General features: G+C 72.9%; 18 protein-coding genes. 10 read left to right on the top strand and 8 right to left on the bottom strand.

Annotated elements, in window-relative coordinates; genetic code table 11:
* The first annotated feature begins 31 nt into the window (after positions 1–31).
* Complete coding sequence (locus ACIRQH_RS18135; protein WP_388873766.1) at positions 32–391, top strand: ArsR/SmtB family transcription factor; 360 nt, start codon at positions 32–34, stop codon at positions 389–391.
* Positions 392–412: 21 nt separating this feature from the next.
* On the opposite strand, the gene ppk2 is transcribed toward ACIRQH_RS18135, so the two are convergent.
* Genes ppk2 through ACIRQH_RS18120 form a run of 3 tightly spaced genes read right to left on the bottom strand, consistent with a single transcriptional unit; the run spans position 413 to position 2798 of the window.
* A complete protein-coding gene (ppk2, locus tag ACIRQH_RS18130; RefSeq protein ID WP_388934787.1) occupies positions 413–1318 on the bottom strand; it encodes a polyphosphate kinase 2 in 906 nt (301 codons plus the stop codon).
* A gap of 57 nt (positions 1319–1375) precedes the next feature.
* Positions 1376–1624, bottom strand: a complete 249-nt coding sequence (locus ACIRQH_RS18125; protein ID WP_388873760.1) for a hypothetical protein — start codon at positions 1622–1624, stop codon at positions 1376–1378.
* Between the two features lie 19 nt (positions 1625–1643).
* Positions 1644–2798, bottom strand: a complete 1155-nt coding sequence (locus ACIRQH_RS18120) for an anion permease (protein WP_388934785.1) — start codon at positions 2796–2798, stop codon at positions 1644–1646.
* A gap of 179 nt (positions 2799–2977) precedes the next feature.
* Here ACIRQH_RS18120 and ACIRQH_RS18115 point away from each other — a divergent pair, with 179 nt between their 5' ends.
* Positions 2978–3826, top strand: a complete 849-nt coding sequence (locus tag ACIRQH_RS18115) for an alpha/beta fold hydrolase (protein ID WP_404226550.1) — start codon at positions 2978–2980, stop codon at positions 3824–3826.
* A gap of 56 nt (positions 3827–3882) precedes the next feature.
* On the opposite strand, the gene ACIRQH_RS18110 is transcribed toward ACIRQH_RS18115, so the two are convergent.
* Together ACIRQH_RS18110 and ACIRQH_RS18105 are read right to left on the bottom strand one after the other, a co-directional pair.
* On the bottom strand, positions 3883–4323 hold the full coding sequence (locus ACIRQH_RS18110; protein WP_358819154.1) for a GNAT family N-acetyltransferase: 441 nt from the start codon (positions 4321–4323) through the stop codon (positions 3883–3885).
* 90 nt (positions 4324–4413) lie between these two features.
* The gene (locus tag ACIRQH_RS18105; protein WP_404226549.1) at positions 4414–4821 is read right to left on the bottom strand and encodes a CoA-binding protein; all 408 of its coding nucleotides are present in this window, start codon (positions 4819–4821) and stop codon (positions 4414–4416) included.
* A 246-nt stretch (positions 4822–5067) separates the two neighbouring features.
* On the opposite strand from ACIRQH_RS18105, the gene ACIRQH_RS18100 reads away from it, so the two are divergent.
* The 5 genes from ACIRQH_RS18100 (at position 5068) to ACIRQH_RS18080 (ending at position 11396) form a co-directional block, all read left to right on the top strand.
* Positions 5068–5799: a hypothetical protein gene (locus ACIRQH_RS18100; protein ID WP_358819152.1), complete on the top strand. Its 732-nt coding sequence runs from the start codon at positions 5068–5070 to the stop codon at positions 5797–5799.
* Positions 5796–6338, top strand: a complete 543-nt coding sequence (locus tag ACIRQH_RS18095) for a SixA phosphatase family protein (RefSeq protein ID WP_388934836.1) — start codon at positions 5796–5798, stop codon at positions 6336–6338. Before ACIRQH_RS18100 ends, ACIRQH_RS18095 begins: the two co-directional genes overlap by 4 nt.
* Before the next feature lie 101 nt (positions 6339–6439).
* On the top strand, positions 6440–7066 hold the full coding sequence (locus ACIRQH_RS18090) for a YigZ family protein (RefSeq protein ID WP_404226547.1): 627 nt from the start codon (positions 6440–6442) through the stop codon (positions 7064–7066).
* Positions 7067–7174: 108 nt separating this feature from the next.
* Complete coding sequence (locus tag ACIRQH_RS18085; RefSeq protein WP_388873746.1) at positions 7175–8338, top strand: exonuclease SbcCD subunit D; 1164 nt, start codon at positions 7175–7177, stop codon at positions 8336–8338.
* A gap of 55 nt (positions 8339–8393) precedes the next feature.
* The gene (locus ACIRQH_RS18080) at positions 8394–11396 is read left to right on the top strand and encodes an AAA family ATPase (RefSeq protein WP_404226545.1); all 3003 of its coding nucleotides are present in this window, start codon (positions 8394–8396) and stop codon (positions 11394–11396) included.
* 142 nt (positions 11397–11538) lie between these two features.
* On the opposite strand, the gene ACIRQH_RS18075 is transcribed toward ACIRQH_RS18080, so the two are convergent.
* Positions 11539–11985, bottom strand: coding sequence for an Lrp/AsnC family transcriptional regulator (locus ACIRQH_RS18075; protein ID WP_358819149.1), 447 nt, complete (start codon positions 11983–11985; stop codon positions 11539–11541).
* A gap of 182 nt (positions 11986–12167) precedes the next feature.
* On the opposite strand from ACIRQH_RS18075, the gene ACIRQH_RS18070 reads away from it, so the two are divergent.
* A complete protein-coding gene (locus ACIRQH_RS18070) occupies positions 12168–12782 on the top strand; it encodes a rhodanese-like domain-containing protein (RefSeq protein WP_404226543.1) in 615 nt (204 codons plus the stop codon).
* Positions 12783–12902: 120 nt separating this feature from the next.
* Positions 12903–13418, top strand: coding sequence for an immunity 21 family protein (locus ACIRQH_RS18065; RefSeq protein WP_358819147.1), 516 nt, complete (start codon positions 12903–12905; stop codon positions 13416–13418).
* 58 nt (positions 13419–13476) lie between these two features.
* Here ACIRQH_RS18065 and ACIRQH_RS18060 read toward each other — a convergent pair whose 3' ends face one another.
* Positions 13477–15168, bottom strand: a complete 1692-nt coding sequence (locus ACIRQH_RS18060; RefSeq protein ID WP_358819146.1) for a DUF885 domain-containing protein — start codon at positions 15166–15168, stop codon at positions 13477–13479.
* Positions 15169–15231: 63 nt separating this feature from the next.
* Positions 15232–15738, bottom strand: a complete 507-nt coding sequence (locus ACIRQH_RS18055; protein ID WP_358819145.1) for an Lrp/AsnC family transcriptional regulator — start codon at positions 15736–15738, stop codon at positions 15232–15234.
* 60 nt (positions 15739–15798) lie between these two features.
* Here ACIRQH_RS18055 and ACIRQH_RS18050 point away from each other — a divergent pair, with 60 nt between their 5' ends.
* Complete coding sequence (locus tag ACIRQH_RS18050; protein ID WP_388873736.1) at positions 15799–17016, top strand: trans-sulfuration enzyme family protein; 1218 nt, start codon at positions 15799–15801, stop codon at positions 17014–17016.
* Positions 17017–17034 lie beyond the last annotated feature (18 nt).

Genomic DNA, 17034 nt, shown 5'->3' with positions numbered 1-17034 from the left:
GCGCGGACGCCCACGACGCCATTATGTGCGTATGAGCGCACGCATGCACCTGTCACCTGCGCACGATGCGCACCCGCGCAGCCCCGGCGAGGAACAGTTCGCGCTCGCTGCCGAACTCCTCGCCCTGCTCGGCGACCGCACCCGTCTGACGTTGCTGCACGCGCTGGCCGACGGCGAGGCGGACGTCAGCACGCTGACCGAGGGCTGCGGGGCCGCCCGCCCGGCCGTCAGCCAGCACCTGGCCCGACTCCGTCTCGCCGGGCTGGTGACCACGCGGAAGGTCGGTCGCAGGGTCATCTACTCGCTCGGCGACGGCCATCTGCGCCGGGTGGTCGACGAGGCGCTGAGCCTGGCCGACCACCGGCTGTCCGACCGTCCCGCGCACGACTGAATCCACGCGACCGCCGGGCATTCAGGGCGCCCCGGCACCGCCGAGGGGCACCGTGTCGTCCTCGCCCTCCTCCATCAGGTTCGCCGCCGCGCCCACGATGCTCGGGTCGGGCAGACCGACGACCTCCTCGTCCTTGTCCGCGTAGGCGAAGCGGGCCAGCACACTGCGCATGGCGTCGACGCGGGCCCGCTTCTTGTCGTTGCTCTTCACCACCGTCCAGGGCGCCTGTTCGGTGTCCGTCTCGCGGAACATGGCGACCTTGGCCGCCGTGTAGTCGTCCCAGAGGTCCAGCGAGGCCAGGTCCATGGGACTGAGCTTCCACTGCCGCACCGGGTCGACCTGGCGGATCGTGAAGCGGGTGCGCTGCTCGCCCTGCGAGACCGAGAACCAGAACTTGATCAGGTCCACTCCGTCGTCGACGAGCATCCGCTCGAACGCGGGCGCCTGCCGCATGAAACGCCGGTACTCGTCGTCGCTGCAGAAGCCCATCACCCGCTCCACACCGGCCCGGTTGTACCAGGACCGGTCGAACATCACGATCTCGCCCGCCGTCGGCAGATGCTCGACGTACCGCTGGAAGTACCACTGGCCGCGTTCTCGTTCGGTGGGCTTCTCCAGGGCCACGACGCGGGCGCCGCGCGGGTTGAGGTGCTCGGTGAAGCGCTTGATCGTGCCGCCCTTGCCGGCCGCGTCACGCCCCTCGAAGACGATGACGAGCCGCCGTCCCGTCTGCTTGATCCAGCTCTGCAGCTTCAGCAGTTCTATCTGCTGGAGCCGCTTGTGCCACTCGTACTCCTTGCGCTCCATCCGCTGTTCGTACGGGTAGTTCTCCCGCCAGGTGTCGACCGTGCTGCCGTCCGGCCGGATCAGTACCGGGTCGTCGTGGTCGGTGTAGTCGACCCGCATGCCTGCCAGCAGTTCCGTCATCCGGCCCTCCCCTTCTCGTGCTGCGTGTTCCCCGTCCACCGAGTTCTTCCCGCCGAGTCAGTGGAACTGCGGCACGATCAGATAGATCCCGTACGCCACCACGGCCGCGCAGGCCAGGAAGCAGAGCCCTGCCTGGGTGATCCCCAGGGCGCCGGCGCCGGAGGAGCCCGTGTCGGCGTCGCCTTCGCGAGCGGCCTCGACCCGGGCGAGCCCGAGCACGCCGAGGGCGAAGACGGCGACCACGGCCACGGTGACTCCCGTGCTCACCGCGGCGACCTCGCCGAGTGCGGTCCAGTCGAGATGCATGTCCGGAACTCTCCCTGACTCAGGCGGCCGAGCCGACGCCGGCCGGCGATGCGGTGCGGACGGTGACCTGGTGGTGGTCGTTGACGTTCGAGGCGTGCACCGGGTTGCGGCGCGAGGCGGCGACGATGACCGACGCGACGGCCACCGCGACGAGCGCGATCACCACGGTGCCGACGGTCCCGCCGTGCTTCACCACGCTCGCCGACACACCGCCGACCAGCGCGGCGGCCGGCAGGGTCACCAGCCAGGCGACCGCCATCCGCCCCGCGGTGCCCCAGCGCACCTCGGCCAGCCGCCTGCCCAGTCCGGCGCCGAGAATGCCGCCCGAGCAGACCTGCGTGGTGGACAGTGCGAAACCGAGGTGGGCCGAGGTGAGGATCACCGCCGTGGACGCCGCCTCGGCCGCGAAGCCCTGCGGCGACTGGATGTCCGTGAGCCCTTTGCCCATCGTCCGGATGATCCGCCAGCCGCCGATATAGGTGCCGAGCCCGATCGCCAGGCCCGCCGACGCGATGACCCAGACCGGCGGTCCGGCGTCGTGACCGAGCGCACCCGCCGAGATCAGCGTCAGCGTGATGACGCCCATCGTCTTCTGCGCGTCGTTCGTTCCGTGCGCCAGCGACACCAGCGAGGCCGAGGCGATCTGACCGAGCCGGAAGGCCTTGGTCACCGACCTCTCGCGGGCCCGGGCGGTGATCCGGTACGCCAGGTAGGTGGCCAGCAGTGCGGCGACGCCCGCCACGACCGGCGAGGCGACCGCCGGGATCAGGATCTTCTCGACCACCTTGTCGAAGTGGACGCCCTTCGCGCCCGCGCCGACCCAGACCGCGCCGATGAGCCCGCCGAACAGGGCGTGCGAGGAACTGGACGGAAGCCCGAGCAGCCACGTCAGCAGGTTCCAGAGGATCGCCCCGACCAGGCCCGCGAAGATCATGCCGGGGGTGACGAGGGTGTCGTCGACGATCCCGCCGGAGATCGTCTTGGCGACCTCGGTGGACAGGAAGGCGCCGCCCACGTTCAGAACACCGCTGATGAGGACGGCAGTTCTGGGCTTGAGGGCACCGGTGGCGATGGACGTGGCCATCGCGTTCGCCGTGTCGTGGAATCCGTTGGTGAAATCGAAGGCCAGAGCCGTGACGATGACGACCGCCACGAGGAACGTGATGTGGTCCATCCCTCGATGAAAGCAATCGGAGGCGTACGCCGGGCGAACCGGAGGCAAAGCGCACGCATGGCCGAGTCGAGATGGACGTGAGTTCACGGCGTATCGGACGGCGTCGGCGCACGCGGACTTCACTGATGGACCGTCAAATCACTTGCTCGCCGCCGGATGCGCTGATCAGGATGACGGTCATGCCGACCTTCGCCGCACCCGACGGAACCCGACTCGCCCACCACAGCAGGGGCGAGGGCGCGCCGCTGCTCTGCCTGCCGGGCGGACCGATGCGCGCCTCCGCCTACCTCGGTGACCTCGGAGGGGTGACGCGGCACCGCCGGCTGTGCCTGCTCGACCTGCGGGGCACCGGCGCCTCGGACCGTCCGGCCGACCCGGCGACGTACCGCTGCGACCGGCAGGTCGACGACGTGGAGGCGTTCCGTACGCACCTCGGACTCGACCGGGTCGATCTGCTCGCCCACTCGGCGGGCGGCGACCTGGCCCTCCTGTACGCGGTCCGGTACCCCGAGCGGGTCCGCTCCCTCACCCTCGTCACCGCCCGGGCGCGGGTGCTGGGTGTCGAATTCACGCCGGAGCACCGGGCGGAGGCGGCGGCGCTCCGCACGGAGGAGCCGTGGTTCGAGGGCGCGCACGAGGCGTACGGGCGGATCTGGGCCGGCACCGCGAGCGATGCCGACTTCGACGCCGCCACCCCGTTCTTCTACGGTCGTTGGGACGCGGCCGCACGCGCGCACGCGGCGACCGATGCCGATCAGACCAACGAGGAGGCCGCCGACCGCTACGCGACGCCGGAAGTCTTCCGGCCCGCTGCCGCCCGGTCGGTGGTCGCCGCCTGGGACGTGCGGGTGCTGCTCGTCTCGGGGGCCCTGGACAGCGGCCCGCTGCCGCGCGTGGCCGCGACCGTCGCGGACCTCTTCGCGCGGGCCGAGCCGGCCGTCCTGCCCGGGGCCGGGCACTTCCCGTGGCTCGACGATCCGCGGCTCTTCACGGACACGGTCGCGAAGTTCCTCGACAGCCAGGAGTGAGCGGACCGAACTCCCCGGCCCCGCTCCGGGAGAGGGGCGAAGGAGGTGAACGGGCCCTAGGCCAGGCGCAGATCGACCCATTCCGCCGTCTCGCCCGGCAGGACGTACCGATCGATCTCCACGAACCCCTGGTGTCGGGCGAAGCGCAGCCCTGCCTCGTTGGCCGCGAGGACGACCGTCTCGACCGTCTCGGCGCCCAGCGCCCGGGCCTGCTCCAGGCCGCGCGCGTAGAGCTTCTCGCCGAAGCCCTGTCCGCGGTGCGCGGCCAGCACACGCGCGATGACGGTCGCCGTCCCGCTGTCCTCGGCCGGCGGGCGCACGGTCGTGCAGCCCACCAGGACGTCACCGAGGTAGGCGACCTCCAGACGGTTGCGCCGGACCCGCTCGCGCACGTCGTCGAGCGACAGGGCCGCGGGCGGGACGATCACGTTGTGGACGTGCTGCCAGTCCGCGAGACGGGCTTCGTCGTCGGGCTTCTCGATACGAAGGATGGGCACCGGAGCAGGAAACCCGCGCGGGCCGTCCGGCGTCAACGGCGTTTCCGCGCAAGGCCGCCCGGACGGTCCCGGGCAGTCGTGCCGGCCGGTTCAGCCGAGCCGCGGGATCTCGATCGCGGGGCAGCGGTCCATCACCATGTCGAGCCCGGCGGCGCGCGTCCGTTCGTAGGCCCCCTCGTCGATCACGTCGAGCTGGAACCACACGCCCTTGGCCCCGATGGTGACGGCCTCGTCCGCGACCGGACCGGCCAGCCCGCTGTTCACGAACACGTCGACGACATCGACCTCGAAGGGGATGTCCGCCAGCGACGCGTACCCCTTCTCCCCGTGGACCGTCTCGGCTTTCGGGTGCACCGGCACGATCCGCTTGCCGAAACGCTTGAGGACGCCGGCGACGCCGTAGGCCGCGCGGTGCTGGTTCGAGGAGAGCCCGACGATCGCCCAGGTGTCGCCCAGCTCGGTGAGGATCTTACGGATCGCTGCCTGGTCGCCGTACACGCTCGGCCTCCTCGTGGGTCCCTGACATGAGTGCTCGGCCGTCCGGCCGCCCACCAGGGACAACGGCGCGCGCCACGCGGTGATTCCCGACGATTCCCAGCGGTTCGCCGTCGCGGTCGCCGGGCGGCCGGAGAAGCCGCGGAACGTGGCGCGGTCCGGCACCGGACGGCCCCGCGACCGGGAGCAGCTGTCCGGAATGGCTCCCACCTCCCCGCGCCCGGCCGCCCACCGGCCTAGGCTCAGCCCGTGCTCCGTATCCTCGACGCCCGTACGGGCGAACTCATCGACGCCGCCCGCGCCCGCCGCGGTCTGGTCCGGGTCCACGCGCGCGTGGACACGTTCGACGCCACGGGGCTGCGGGTGCTGGTCTGCGCCGACGTCCTGGTACGGACCCTGGAGGTCGGCAGCAACCCCGTGTGGGCGACCCTGACCTCGGCGGAGGACCCTGCCGACGCGGACAGGCTGCGGGAGAGCGCGGCCGGACTCGGCATCAGGCCCTTCGAGGAGCATCACGACGCCGGGACGGGACCGACGGCGACACAGACCGTCGAGGTGCGCGCCACGGGCGGTACCTCGACGGACGCCGTCCGTTTCGAGGTGGCGCCGGTCGACACCGGCGGCGGCCCGGTTCCCGCTCCCGCCGACCCCACCGTGCTGCGCCTGGCACTGCTCGCGCCGCGCAGGGACCAGCCCCTCAGCCTCGACGCCGCGACCCTGGCGGACGCCGAGGCCACGCTCAAGCGCTGGCGCGCCGCCGTCGCCGGATGGGCCACCCGGCCGTCCAAGGCCGTCCCCGACGACGTACGCCTGCGGCTGCGCACCGCCTGGGAGGACGACCTGGACATCCCCGCCGTGCTGGACGTGCTGCGGTGGATGGAGACGTCGGACGTCGCGGAGGGCGCCCGCTTCGAGTCCTACGCCTACGCCGACCGGCTGCTCGGCCTCGAACTCACCCGCGAGATCGGTTCGGCGTGGTGAATGGACGTGCCCCGGCGGGCCCGCGGCGCAGACTCGTCGTGCTGCGGCACGCCAAGTCCGCCTATCCCGCCGGAGTCCCCGACCACGAGCGCCCCCTCGCGCCGCGCGGTCTGCGGGACGCGCCCGCCGCCGGCCGCGCCTTGGCCGACGCCGACTGGATCCCCGACCTCGCGCTCTGCTCCACCGCCGTACGGGCTCGGCGGACCTGGGAGCTCGCGGCCGATCAGTGGGGCACGCCGCCGCCGGTACGGGTCGACGAACGGCTGTACGCGGCCGACGTACCCGAGCTGCTCGACGTGGTGCGCGAGGTCCCCGAACACGTACGGACGTTGCTGCTCATCGGACACAACCCCGGACTGGAGGAGCTGATCCTCACGCTCGCCGGGGACGGGTTCGACGACACGCTGGACCAGGTCCGGACGAAGTACCCGACGTCGGCCGTCGCGGTCCTCGTCTGGCACGGCGCGGGCTGGCACGAACTGGCGCCCGGCGCGGCGCTGCTCACGGACGTCGCCGTGCCACGCGGCAAGAAGGCCTGATCCCGCGGGCCGACCGTACCCGCGCGGCCCCGGTCCCTGCGGCCGGGGCCGAGCGAGCACCGCCGTCGGGCACGCGTGCGTACAGCGCATACGCTGGGACGATGCAGGACGAGTACCGCACCGTGGCCCGCGCGGGTGTGCACGAGACCGAGATCAACCGCTCCCGTTTCCTGTGCGCCCTCGCCCCGGCCGCCACCGAGCGGGAGGCCCAGGACTTCATCGCCGCCGTCCGCAAGCGGCACGCCGACGCGAGCCACAACTGCTCCGCGTACGTCATCGGTGCGGACGCGGCCGTGCAGAAGGCGAGCGACGACGGCGAACCGGGCGGCACCGCGGGCGTCCCCATGCTCCAGATGCTGCTGCGCCGCGACATGCGGTACGTCGTCGCCGTCGTCACCCGCTACTACGGCGGGGTCAAGCTCGGCGCCGGTGGACTGATCAGGGCGTACGGCGGCTCGGTGGGCGAGGCGCTGGACGAACTGGGCACCATCACCCGCCGCCGGTTCCGGCTGGCGACCGTCACCGTCGACCACCAGCGGGCCGGCAAGGTGGAGAACGATCTGCGCTCCACCGGGCGCGAGGTACGTGATGTTCGTTACGGCGAGGCGGTCACCATCGAGATCGGGCTGCCGGACGCCGACGCGGACGCGTTCCGCGCCTGGCTGGCCGACGCGACAGCGGGGACAGCCGGGTTCGAACTGGGCGGGGAGGCCTACGGAGACGTGTGACAGTCGGCACGAACGGGATGAAACGGTCAACTCCGGTGCCGGTCATGACGGGCTGATACGGGAGTAACCGCCCGTGATGTCAGACCCGGCCGTTACCCTTCGGGGATCATGAGGCTCCTGCACACTTCCGACTGGCATCTGGGCCGGGCGTTCCACCGGGTGAACATGCTCGACGCCCAGGCCGAGTTCATCGGTCACCTCGTCGGCACCGCGCGCGAGCGCGAGGTGGACGCGGTGGTCGTCTCGGGAGACGTGTACGACCGTGCCGTCCCGCCGCTCGCCGCCGTCCAGCTCTTCGACCACGCCCTGCACCGGCTGGCGGGCCTGGGCGTGCCCACGGTGATGATCTCCGGCAACCACGACTCCGCGCGGCGCCTCGGCGTCGGGGCCGGCCTCATCGACCGGGCGGGCATCCACCTGCGGACCGACGCCGCGGCCTGCGGCACCCCCGTGGTGCTCGCCGACCGTCACGGCGACGTCGCCTTCTACGGCCTGCCCTACCTCGAACCGGCCCTGGTGAAGGACGAGTTCGGCGTGGAGAAGCCGGGTCACGAGGCCGTGCTGGCCGCCGCCATGGACCGGGTCCGCGCCGACCTCGCCACACGTGCTCCGGGCACCCGCTCGGTCGTCCTCGCCCATGCCTTCGTCACCGGCGGGGCGGTGAGCGACAGCGAGCGGGACATCACCGTCGGAGGGGTCGCCTCCGTGCCCGCCGGGGTCTTCGACGGCGTCGACTACACCGCCCTCGGCCACCTGCACGGCAGCCAGACCATCGGCGAGCGCGTGCGCTACTCGGGCTCCCCCCTGCCGTACTCCTTCTCGGAGGCCGACCACCGCAAGACCATGTGGCTGGTGGACCTCGGACCCGACGGCTCCCTGGACGCGGAGCGGATCGACTGCCCCGTGCCACGCGGCCTCGCCCGCGTCCGTGGCCGTCTGGAGGACCTGCTCGCCGACCCCGGCCTCGCGCGCCACGAGGACGCCTGGGTCGAGGCCACCCTCACCGACCCGGTGCGGCCCGCCGACCCCATGGCCCGGCTGACCGAGCGCTTCCCGCACACGCTCAGCCTCGTCTTCGACCCCGAGCGCTCCCCACAGGACCCCGACATCTCCTACGCCCGCCGGCTGGCCGGCCGCAGCGAGCAGGAGATCGCCGAGGACTTCGTCGCCCACGTGCGCGGCGCGGGCCCCGACCCGCGCGAACAGGCCGTGCTGCGGGACGCGTTCGACGCGGTCCGCGCCGACGAGACCGTACGGGAGACCGCCCGGTGACACCGCGCCCGCCGCACCCCCTGGGGACCGCCCGCCCGGACATCGAGAGGACCCGATGAGGCTGCACCGCCTGGACATCACCGCCTTCGGCCCCTTCGGCGGCACCCAGCGGATCGACTTCGACGAGCTGTCCGCCGCCGGACTCTTCCTGCTGCACGGACCGACGGGCGCGGGCAAGACCTCGGTCCTCGACGCCGTCTGCTTCGCGCTGTACGGCGCGGTTCCTGGAGCCCGGCAGAGCGGCCAGGGCCTCGGCCTGCGCAGCGACCACGCGGCCCCCGCCACCCGCACCGAGGTGCGCCTCGAACTCACCGTCTCCGGAAGGCGTCTGGAGGTCACCCGGCAGCCGCCCTGGGCGCGCCCCAAGAAGCGCGGCACCGGCACCACGACCGAGAAGGCGCAGAGCTGGCTGCGCTCCTACGACTCCGCGGCCGGCGTATGGACGGACCTCAGCCGCTCCCACCAGGAGATCGGCGAGGAGATCACCCAGCTGCTCGGCATGAGCCGCGAGCAGTTCTGCCAGGTGGTGCTGCTGCCCCAGGGCGACTTCGCGCGGTTCCTGCGCGCCGACGCCGAGGCCCGCGGCAAGCTGCTCGGCCGGCTCTTCGACACCCACCGGTTCGCCGAGGTCGAGAAGCGCCTCGCCGAGCGGCGCCGGGCCACCGAGGCGGAAGTACGGTCCGGTGACGCCGCGTTGCTCGCCGACGCGCACCGCATGCACCAGGAGGCCGGGGACACCACCGAGGTGCCCTTCCCCGATCTCGCCCCGGGCGATCCGGGTCTCACCGCATCCGTGCTCGCCTGGGCCGCGGTGGCCCGCAGCACCGCGCGCGAGCGGTTGACCATCGCCCACTGCGCGCGCCGGGCAGCCGAGTCGGCGCAGGCGGCGGCGGACCGCGAACTCGACGACGCGCGCGAAGTGGACCGGCTGCAGCGCCGGTTCACCGAGGCGCGGGAGCGGGCCGCACGGCTGGAGGACCGCGCCGAGGCCCACCGGGACGCCCGCACCCGGATGGAGCGCGCCCGCAAGGCCGAGGCGGTGGCTCCCGCGCTCGACCTGCGCGAGGTGACCGAGGCCGAGCACCGGCGGGCGGCCGACGCGGAGACGCGCGCGCGTGCGGCCCTGCCGGAGACGTTCGCCGGGGCCGGAGCCCCCGGACTGGCCGCCGCCGCACGCAAGGCCGCCGAAGAACTCGGCGGCCTGGAGTCGGCACGCCGCGCGGAGCGCCGCCTCACCGAACTCGGCACGGAGCGCGCCGCCCTGGACCGCCAGGAACGGGCCGACGAGGACGTCCTCCAGGACACCGACAGCTGGCTGGCCGACTGGGAGAACCTGCGCGCGGACATCGAGACACGGATCGAGTCGGCACAGGACGCCGCCTCCCGCGCCGAACAGCTCGGCGTGCGGCGCGACCCCGCGATCAAGCGGCTCGGCGCGGCCCGCCAACGCGACCAGTTCGCCCGGGACACCGAGGACGCCCACGAGGGGACGCTCACGGCGCGCGAGACGGCCACCGAGGCGCGCACCCGGTGGCTCGACCTGAAGGAACAGCGCCTCCAGGGCATCGCCGCCGAACTCGCCTCCGGCCTCGTCGACGGGGAGGCCTGCGCGGTCTGCGGTGCCACCGAACACCCGGCCCCCGCCCGGAAGATCGCCGGACACGTCGACCGCGAGACGGAGGAGCGCGCCCTCGCCGCCTACCAGCGCGCCGACGAGGAGCGTGCCGTGGCCGAGCGGCGCCTCGGCGTGGTCCGCGAGGCCCTGGCCGCCGCGACGGCCGAGGCCGGAGACGCGCCGACCGGGCAACTCGCCGAAGAGGCGGAGGAATTGGAGCAGCTCCTCGACCAGGCGCGCAGGGCGGCCTCCGGGCTGCACGCGGCACGCGAGGCGCGTGAGCAGGCCGAGCGGGAACACCGGCAACGGCTGACCTCCCAGCAGGAGGCCTCCCGCCGGGTCGCCTCGCGGGCCTCCCTCAGGGACGCCCTCGACCGGGAGAAGGCCTCGCTGGAAGGGGAGTTGGAGCAGGCGCGCGGTGCTGCCGCGAGCGTGGCCGTACGAGCCGCCCAACTGGAGCGACAGGCCGCGCTCCTCGCCGAGGCGGCGGACAGTGCCCGCGCGTTCGAGGACACCGCACAGCGGCTGAAGGACGCCGACGCGCGACTCGCCGACGCCGCCTTCCGTGCCGGGTTCGAGACCCCGCAGGCCGCAGCCGACGCGCTGCTCGACGACGAGGCACACCGAGACCTCCAACGACGGCTCGACGCCTGGCAGTTGGAGGAGTCCGCAGTCCGCGCCGTGCTCACGGAGGCCGACACGGCGGAAGCCGCCCGTCGCCCGCCCGCGGAGCTGCGCGCCGCCGAGCGGGCCGCCGAAGCAGCCGACCGCCGTCTGCGGGAGGCGGCCTCCGCGCAGGACGCGGCGGCCCGCAGCTGCAATGAACTGGACGGCCTCTCCACGCGCGCGGCCAGGGGAGTGGTGCGGCTCGCCCCCCTGCGTGAGGAGTACGACCGCGTGGCCGGGCTGGCCGGTCTCGCCGCGGGCACGTCGGCGGACAACGAACGCAGGATGCGCCTGGAGGCGTACGTTCTCGCCGCCCGCCTGGAGCAGGTCGCCGCCGCCGCGACCGTACGCCTCCAGCGCATGTCCTCCGGGCGCTACACCCTCGTGCACTCCGACGACCGCGCCGGCCGCGGCCGCAGCGGGCTCGGGCTGCACGTCGTGGACGCGTGGACCGGACGCGAGCGCGACACGGCGACACTCTCGGGCGGCGAGACCTTCTTCGCCTCCCTCGCCCTCGCCCTCGGTCTCGCGGACGTCGTGACCGACGAGGCCGGCGGGGTGCGGCTCGACACGCTCTTCATCGACGAGGGCTTCGGCAGCCTCGACGACCAGACCCTCGACGAGGTCCTCGACGTCCTCGACTCGCTGCGCGAGCGCGACCGCAGCGTCGGCATCGTCAGCCACGTCGCCGACCTGCGTCGTCGTATCCACGCCCAGCTGGAAGTGGTGAAGGGCAGGACGGGTTCGGTCGTCCGGCAGCGGGGTGGCGAGGGATGAGCGGGGCACCCACCGCATCGCGAGGCCGACGACGGCGGGCGGAGCCCCCAGCGCCCTGAGCGGGGCACCCGCCTGTCGTCTCGGTGCCTTTCAACGCCGGGTCGGCAGGGGCGGGACCCGGCCTGCGAACCGTCCGCGTCGGTCAGTGGCCCAGCGGGCGGCGGGGCAGCGGCGAGGAGTAGACGACGCTCGTCGTCACCGAGCCCAGCGCGCCGATCTTGCCCGCCACCGTTTCCAGGTGGGTCATCGAACGCGCCGCGACCTTGATGACGAAGCAGTCGTCGCCGGTCACGTGATGGGCCTCAAGGATCTCGGGCGTCGCCTCCACGAGGTCGTGGAACGGCTTGTAGTTGCCGTTCGGATACCGGAGCCGCACGAAGGCGAGGACGGGCATTCCCAGGCTCTCCGGGGCGACGACGGCCGCGTACCCCTCGATGACGCCCGCCTCCTCCAGACGCCGTACCCGCTCGGTGACCGCGCTAGCGGACATGGAGACGGCCCGGGCGAGGTCGGCGAAGCTGGCCCGGCCCTCCCGCTGGAGGACGTCGAGGATGCGCCAGTCGGTGGCGTCCGGGGAATACGCGGTCATCGTTGATGAATACCATTTGAATCCCCGGCAGAACAAGAGTGATGCCGTGGATCGTCGCTTCAGGACGGGGATAGCCACCCGTAGATTTCTGGTCAGGAAAGCCCCGCGGGACCGGTGCGGCAGAGGCACCGGGGTGGCAACGGCGACACCGGGTCGGCGGGGCACGGGAGGAAGGCCAGACCATGACTGTCACAACCGACGGCACCAATGCCGACACGGCGACCGGCACCGAGGCGACCTCGGGAGCGACCCCGACGGGTGCGTCGCCGGTGGCTCCGACGACCGGGCCGGCGGCCTCCACGGCCCCCGGTCCGACGCACCGGCCCGTGACCGCGGTGAACCCCGTGCTGCGGGTGGCGCCCGCCTCCCCGGCGGTGGCCGCGGCCTACTTCGGGGCGAGTCTCGCCTTCCACGTGGACGCGTCCGACGTGGCGGCGGCCCTCTCCGCCGGCGGTGACCCGGGGTTCGTCGTCCTCGACTCCCGCTCCACCGAGTCCTGGGACCAGGGACACGTTCCCGGCGCGGTCCACCTGCCCACCGCACTCGTCCCGGAGCAGGCCGGGCACCTGCTCGACAGGTCGGTGCCCGTCGTCACCTACTGCTGGGGCCCGGGCTGCAACGGCGCGACCCGGGCCGCCCTCGCCCTCGCCGAACTCGGCTACCAGGTCAAGGAGATGCTCGGCGGCTTCGAGTACTGGGCGCGCGAGGGCTTCGAGTTCGAGACCTGGCAGGGTCGTGAGCGCCGCGCCGCCGACCCGCTGACGTCGCCCGTGGACGCGGACGACTGCGGCTGCTGAGGACCCCAACAGGGTTCTGACGCCGGCCACTTGGGCGACGGTGACACCTCCGGACCGCCGCCGGGCGGGTTCGGGGCGCCTGCCGAACGGGTGCCGGCGGGCGCCGTGTAGCTTCTGCCCATGGTCAGATACGCGGAGCCCGGTGCGGTCGAATGGGTGGAGTCGGGCGGCGGGCCGCTCATAGCGATCCCGGAAGCGGTCCTGCCGTTCTGGTCGGGGGCGGACGGCGACGAGATGTCCTCCGACTACGACCGGGCCTGTGACGTCGAGGGCTTCATCGGCCTCGTACCCGTCGGCGACTCCAGGGCCCTGGTCCTCGGCGACGAACCCGCCTCGACCGCCTACCTCCCCGAGCACGGCATCTTCGTACGCTGGAGTGCCGCCGAGTCCGAGGACGAACTGCTCGCCGTCGTCCCGGCGGCCCTCGCCACGGCCGTGTGGGATCCGGAGGTGCAGTGGAACGTGCCCGGTCCCGTCGTCCTCTTCGACGCCGCGTGGCCGGGCCCCGTCTCCGAGCGCACCGATCACCTGAAGGTGGCTCTCGCGCCGGGCCGGTACGGGGTCCGCGCGGCCCGTGTCGAGCCGGGACCCGAGACGTGGGTGGGTCTCGTCCAGCTGCGGCGGCTGGTGGACTGACGCGTAGTGTGCGCGGTGGCCCGGCTCCTCGCGGACCGGGCCACCGCGCACGGTGTGGTCAGAGCCGGGACAGCTCCTCCACCAGGTCGTCCAGTCCCAGGGAACCAAGGGACAGGGCGGCCATGTGCCACGCCTTGGCGTCGAAGGCGTCACCGTGGTGCCGCTTCGCGTTCTCGCGGCCCAGCAGCCAGGCGCGCTCGCCGATCTTGTAGCCGATGGCCTGCCCGGGCATCGTGAGGTAGCGGGTCAGCTCGCTCTCCACGAAGTCCGCGGGGCGGCTGCTGTGCGCGCCGAAGAACTCCTGCGCCAGGTCCGGCGTCCAGCGTTCGCCCGGGTGGAACGGCGCGTCGGCCGGGATCTCCAGCCCCAGGTGCATCCCGATGTCGATGATGACGCGCGCGGCCCGCATCATCTGCGCGTCGAGGTAACCGAGGCGCTGCTCCGCGTCGGTGAGGAACCCGAGTTCGTCCATCAGTCGCTCCGCGTAGAGCGCCCAGCCCTCGCAGTTGGCGCTGACCCGGCCGACACCGGACTGGTAGCGGGACAGGTCCTCGACGACGTGCACCCACTGGGCGAGCTGGAGGTGATGGCCGGGCACGCCCTCGTGGTACCAGGTCGAGACGAGGTCGTAGACCGGGAAGCGGGTCTGCCCCATCGTGGGCAGCCAGGTGCGTCCCGGGCGCGAGAAGTCCTGCGAGGGGGCCGTGTAATAGGGGGCGGCGGCGCTGCCGGGCGGGGCGATGCGCGACTCCACCCGCTTGACCTGCTCGGCGAGCTCGAAGTGCGTGCCGTCCAGGGCCGTGATCGCCTCGTCCATCAGCCCCTGGAGCCAGGCCTGGACCTCGTCGACGCCCTCGATGTGCCGGCCGTGCTCGTCGAGGTGCGCGAGCGCCACCCACGGGGTCTCGGCGCCCGGCAGGATCTTCTCGGCCTCCGTCCTCATCTCGGCGAGGAGCCGGTGGTACTCGGCCCAGCCGTACGCGTACGCCTCGTCCAGGTCGAGATCCGTGCCGTTGAAGTAGCGTGCGAGCCGCGCGTACCGCTCGCGGCCCACGGTCTCGGGCGCCCCCTCGATCGTCGGCGCGTACACCTCGCGCATCCAGTCGCGCAAGGAGAGCAGCGCCTCCGTCGCGGTCCGCGCCGCCGCATCCAGTTCCTCGCGCAGGGACGCGGGACCCGCCGAGACGAAGTCCTCGAACCAGCCGCGCCCCTGTCCGTCCGTGTCCGACCACTCGGTGAGCTGCTCGATGAACGTGGCGGCGGGCCGCGGGGCCGCGTACAGCTTGCGGTCCAGGCCGAGGGCGAGCGACTCCCGGTAGCCGGCGAGCGCGGCCGGTACCGCCCGCAGCCGCTGCGCGACGGTGGCCCAGTCCTCGTCCGTCCCGGTCGGCGTCAGGGTGAATACCTGTCGCACCGAGTGCACCGGAGTGTGCAGATTGCCGACCGCCCGCAGGCCCTCGCCGGCGTCATGGACGGCGAGTTCGGCGGTGAGCCGCTCCCGCAGCAGCCGGCCGCATCGGCGCTCGATGTCACTCTCCGCGCCGGGCTGCCGCTCGGCCTCGTCGAGCCGGGCGAGGGTGCCGCGCGCCAGTTCGGCGACGGCCTCCTGGCCGGCGGGCGAGGTGTCGGGGAGCCTGCCGTAGCTCTCCGGAACACCGAGATAGGTACCGAGGACCGGATCGAGGGCGGTGAGTTCGTCGACGTACGCGTCGGCGACCTCGCGGGGCAGCGGCTTCTTCGTCTGTGACATGCGGCCATCCTCGTACGGGGACGGCCGCCGCGTCAGCCCCGGTCCGCCGGTCCGGTCACCGCATCAACCGGATTTCGCCGCTGGTGACGACCCTGCCGCGACCGGGGGCAGCAGCGGGCCGCAGTCCCACTGCTGGAAGATCAACCGCGTCTCCACGCGGGCCACTTCGCGCTGCGAGGTGAACTCGTCGAGTACCAGGCGCTGAAGATCCGCCATGTCCGCGACCGCGACATGGATGAGGTAGTCGTCCGGGCCGGTGAGGTGGAAGACGGTCCGGGACTCCGGCAGCAGCCTGATCCGGTCCACGAACGGCCCCACCAACTCCCGCCGGTGCGGCCGGACCTGCACCGACAGCAGGGCCTCCAGACCCCGGCCCAGCTTCGCCGGGTCCAGTCGCAGCTGATGGCCGAGAATCACCCCCGCCCGTCGCAGCCGCGTCACGCGGTCCAGGCAGGTCGAGGGTGCGACGCCCACCTGCGCCGCGAGATCGCGGTACGTCGTCCGTGCGTCGTTCTGCAACAGGCGCAGCAGATGAAGATCCACCGGATCGAGTACGACGGAATCGGCCATGGCGCGAACGTAACACGGGATGCGGCGCCCGAACCCCGTCGTGTGTTCAGGCTGCCTCTCATGGACTCCGTTGTGTACGACACCCCTGACGCGTACGACGCCGACACCCGCGACGACAGGCGGGGCGCCGGTGGTGCTTCCGTCACCCGGCCGCGTGCCCTCGCCACCGAGGCCGTGCACGCCGGGCGGGAGGACCTGGCCGCCCTGGGGCTGCACGCGGCCCCGATCGACCTGTCCACCACCTATCCCTCGTACGACAGTCGCGGGGAGGCCGCCCGGATCGACGCCTTCGCCGCGGAGGGTGCCGAACCCGAGGGCCCGCCCGTCTACGGCCGCCTCGGCAATCCGACCGTCGCCCGCTTCGAGACCGCTCTCGCGCGCCTCGAAGGCACCGAGAGCGCGGTCGCCTTCGCGAGTGGCATGGCCGCCCTGAGCGCCGTCCTGCTGGTGCGGAACGCGATGGGCCTGCGCCACGTCGTCGCCGTCCGGCCCCTCTACGGGTGCAGCGACCACCTGCTCACGGCGGGACTCCTGGGCTCCGAGGTCACCTGGGTCGACCCGGCCGGTATCGCCGACGCGCTGCGTCCGGACACGGGTCTCGTGATGGTCGAGTCGCCCGCGAACCCGACGCTCGCCGAACTCGACCTCCGGGCCGTCGCGCACGCCTGCGGTTCCGTCCCCCTCCTCGCCGACAACACGTTCGCCACCCCCGTGCTGCAGCGCCCCGTCGAACAGGGCGCCCGGCTGGTCCTGCACAGCGCCACCAAGTACCTCGGCGGCCACGGTGACGTGATGGCCGGAGCGGTGGCGTGCGACGAGGAGTTCGCCCGGGGGCTGCGCCAGGTGCGGTTCGCGACGGGCGGCGTCCTGCATCCGCTGGCCGGCTATCTGCTGCTGCGCGGCCTGTCGACCCTCCCGGTACGGGTCCGGGCAGCGTCCTCGAACGCCGCCGAACTCGCCCGCAGGCTGGCCGGGGACCCGCGCGTGGCCCGTGTGCACTACCCGCGCATCGGCGGCGCCATGATCGCCTTCGAGGTGCACGGCGACCCGCACGACGTCATCGCCGGGGTCCGCCTCATCACCCCGGCGGTGAGCCTCGGCAGTGTCGACAGCCTCATCCAGCACCCGGCGTCCATCAGTCACCGCATCGTGCCCACCGAGGACCGCCACGACGCGGGCGTCAGCGACCGGCTGCTGCGCCTGTCGGTGGGCCTGGAGGACGTCGACGACCTGTGGACGGACCTGGACGGAGCGCTGGGGTTCACGAGCGGCGTCTGAGCGGGGGCGGGGGATCGC

This window comes from Streptomyces sp. NPDC102279 (genome assembly GCF_044766365.1).
Lineage (GTDB): Bacteria > Actinomycetota > Actinomycetes > Streptomycetales > Streptomycetaceae > Streptomyces.
This window is presented reverse-complemented; position numbering and strand designations above follow the sequence as displayed.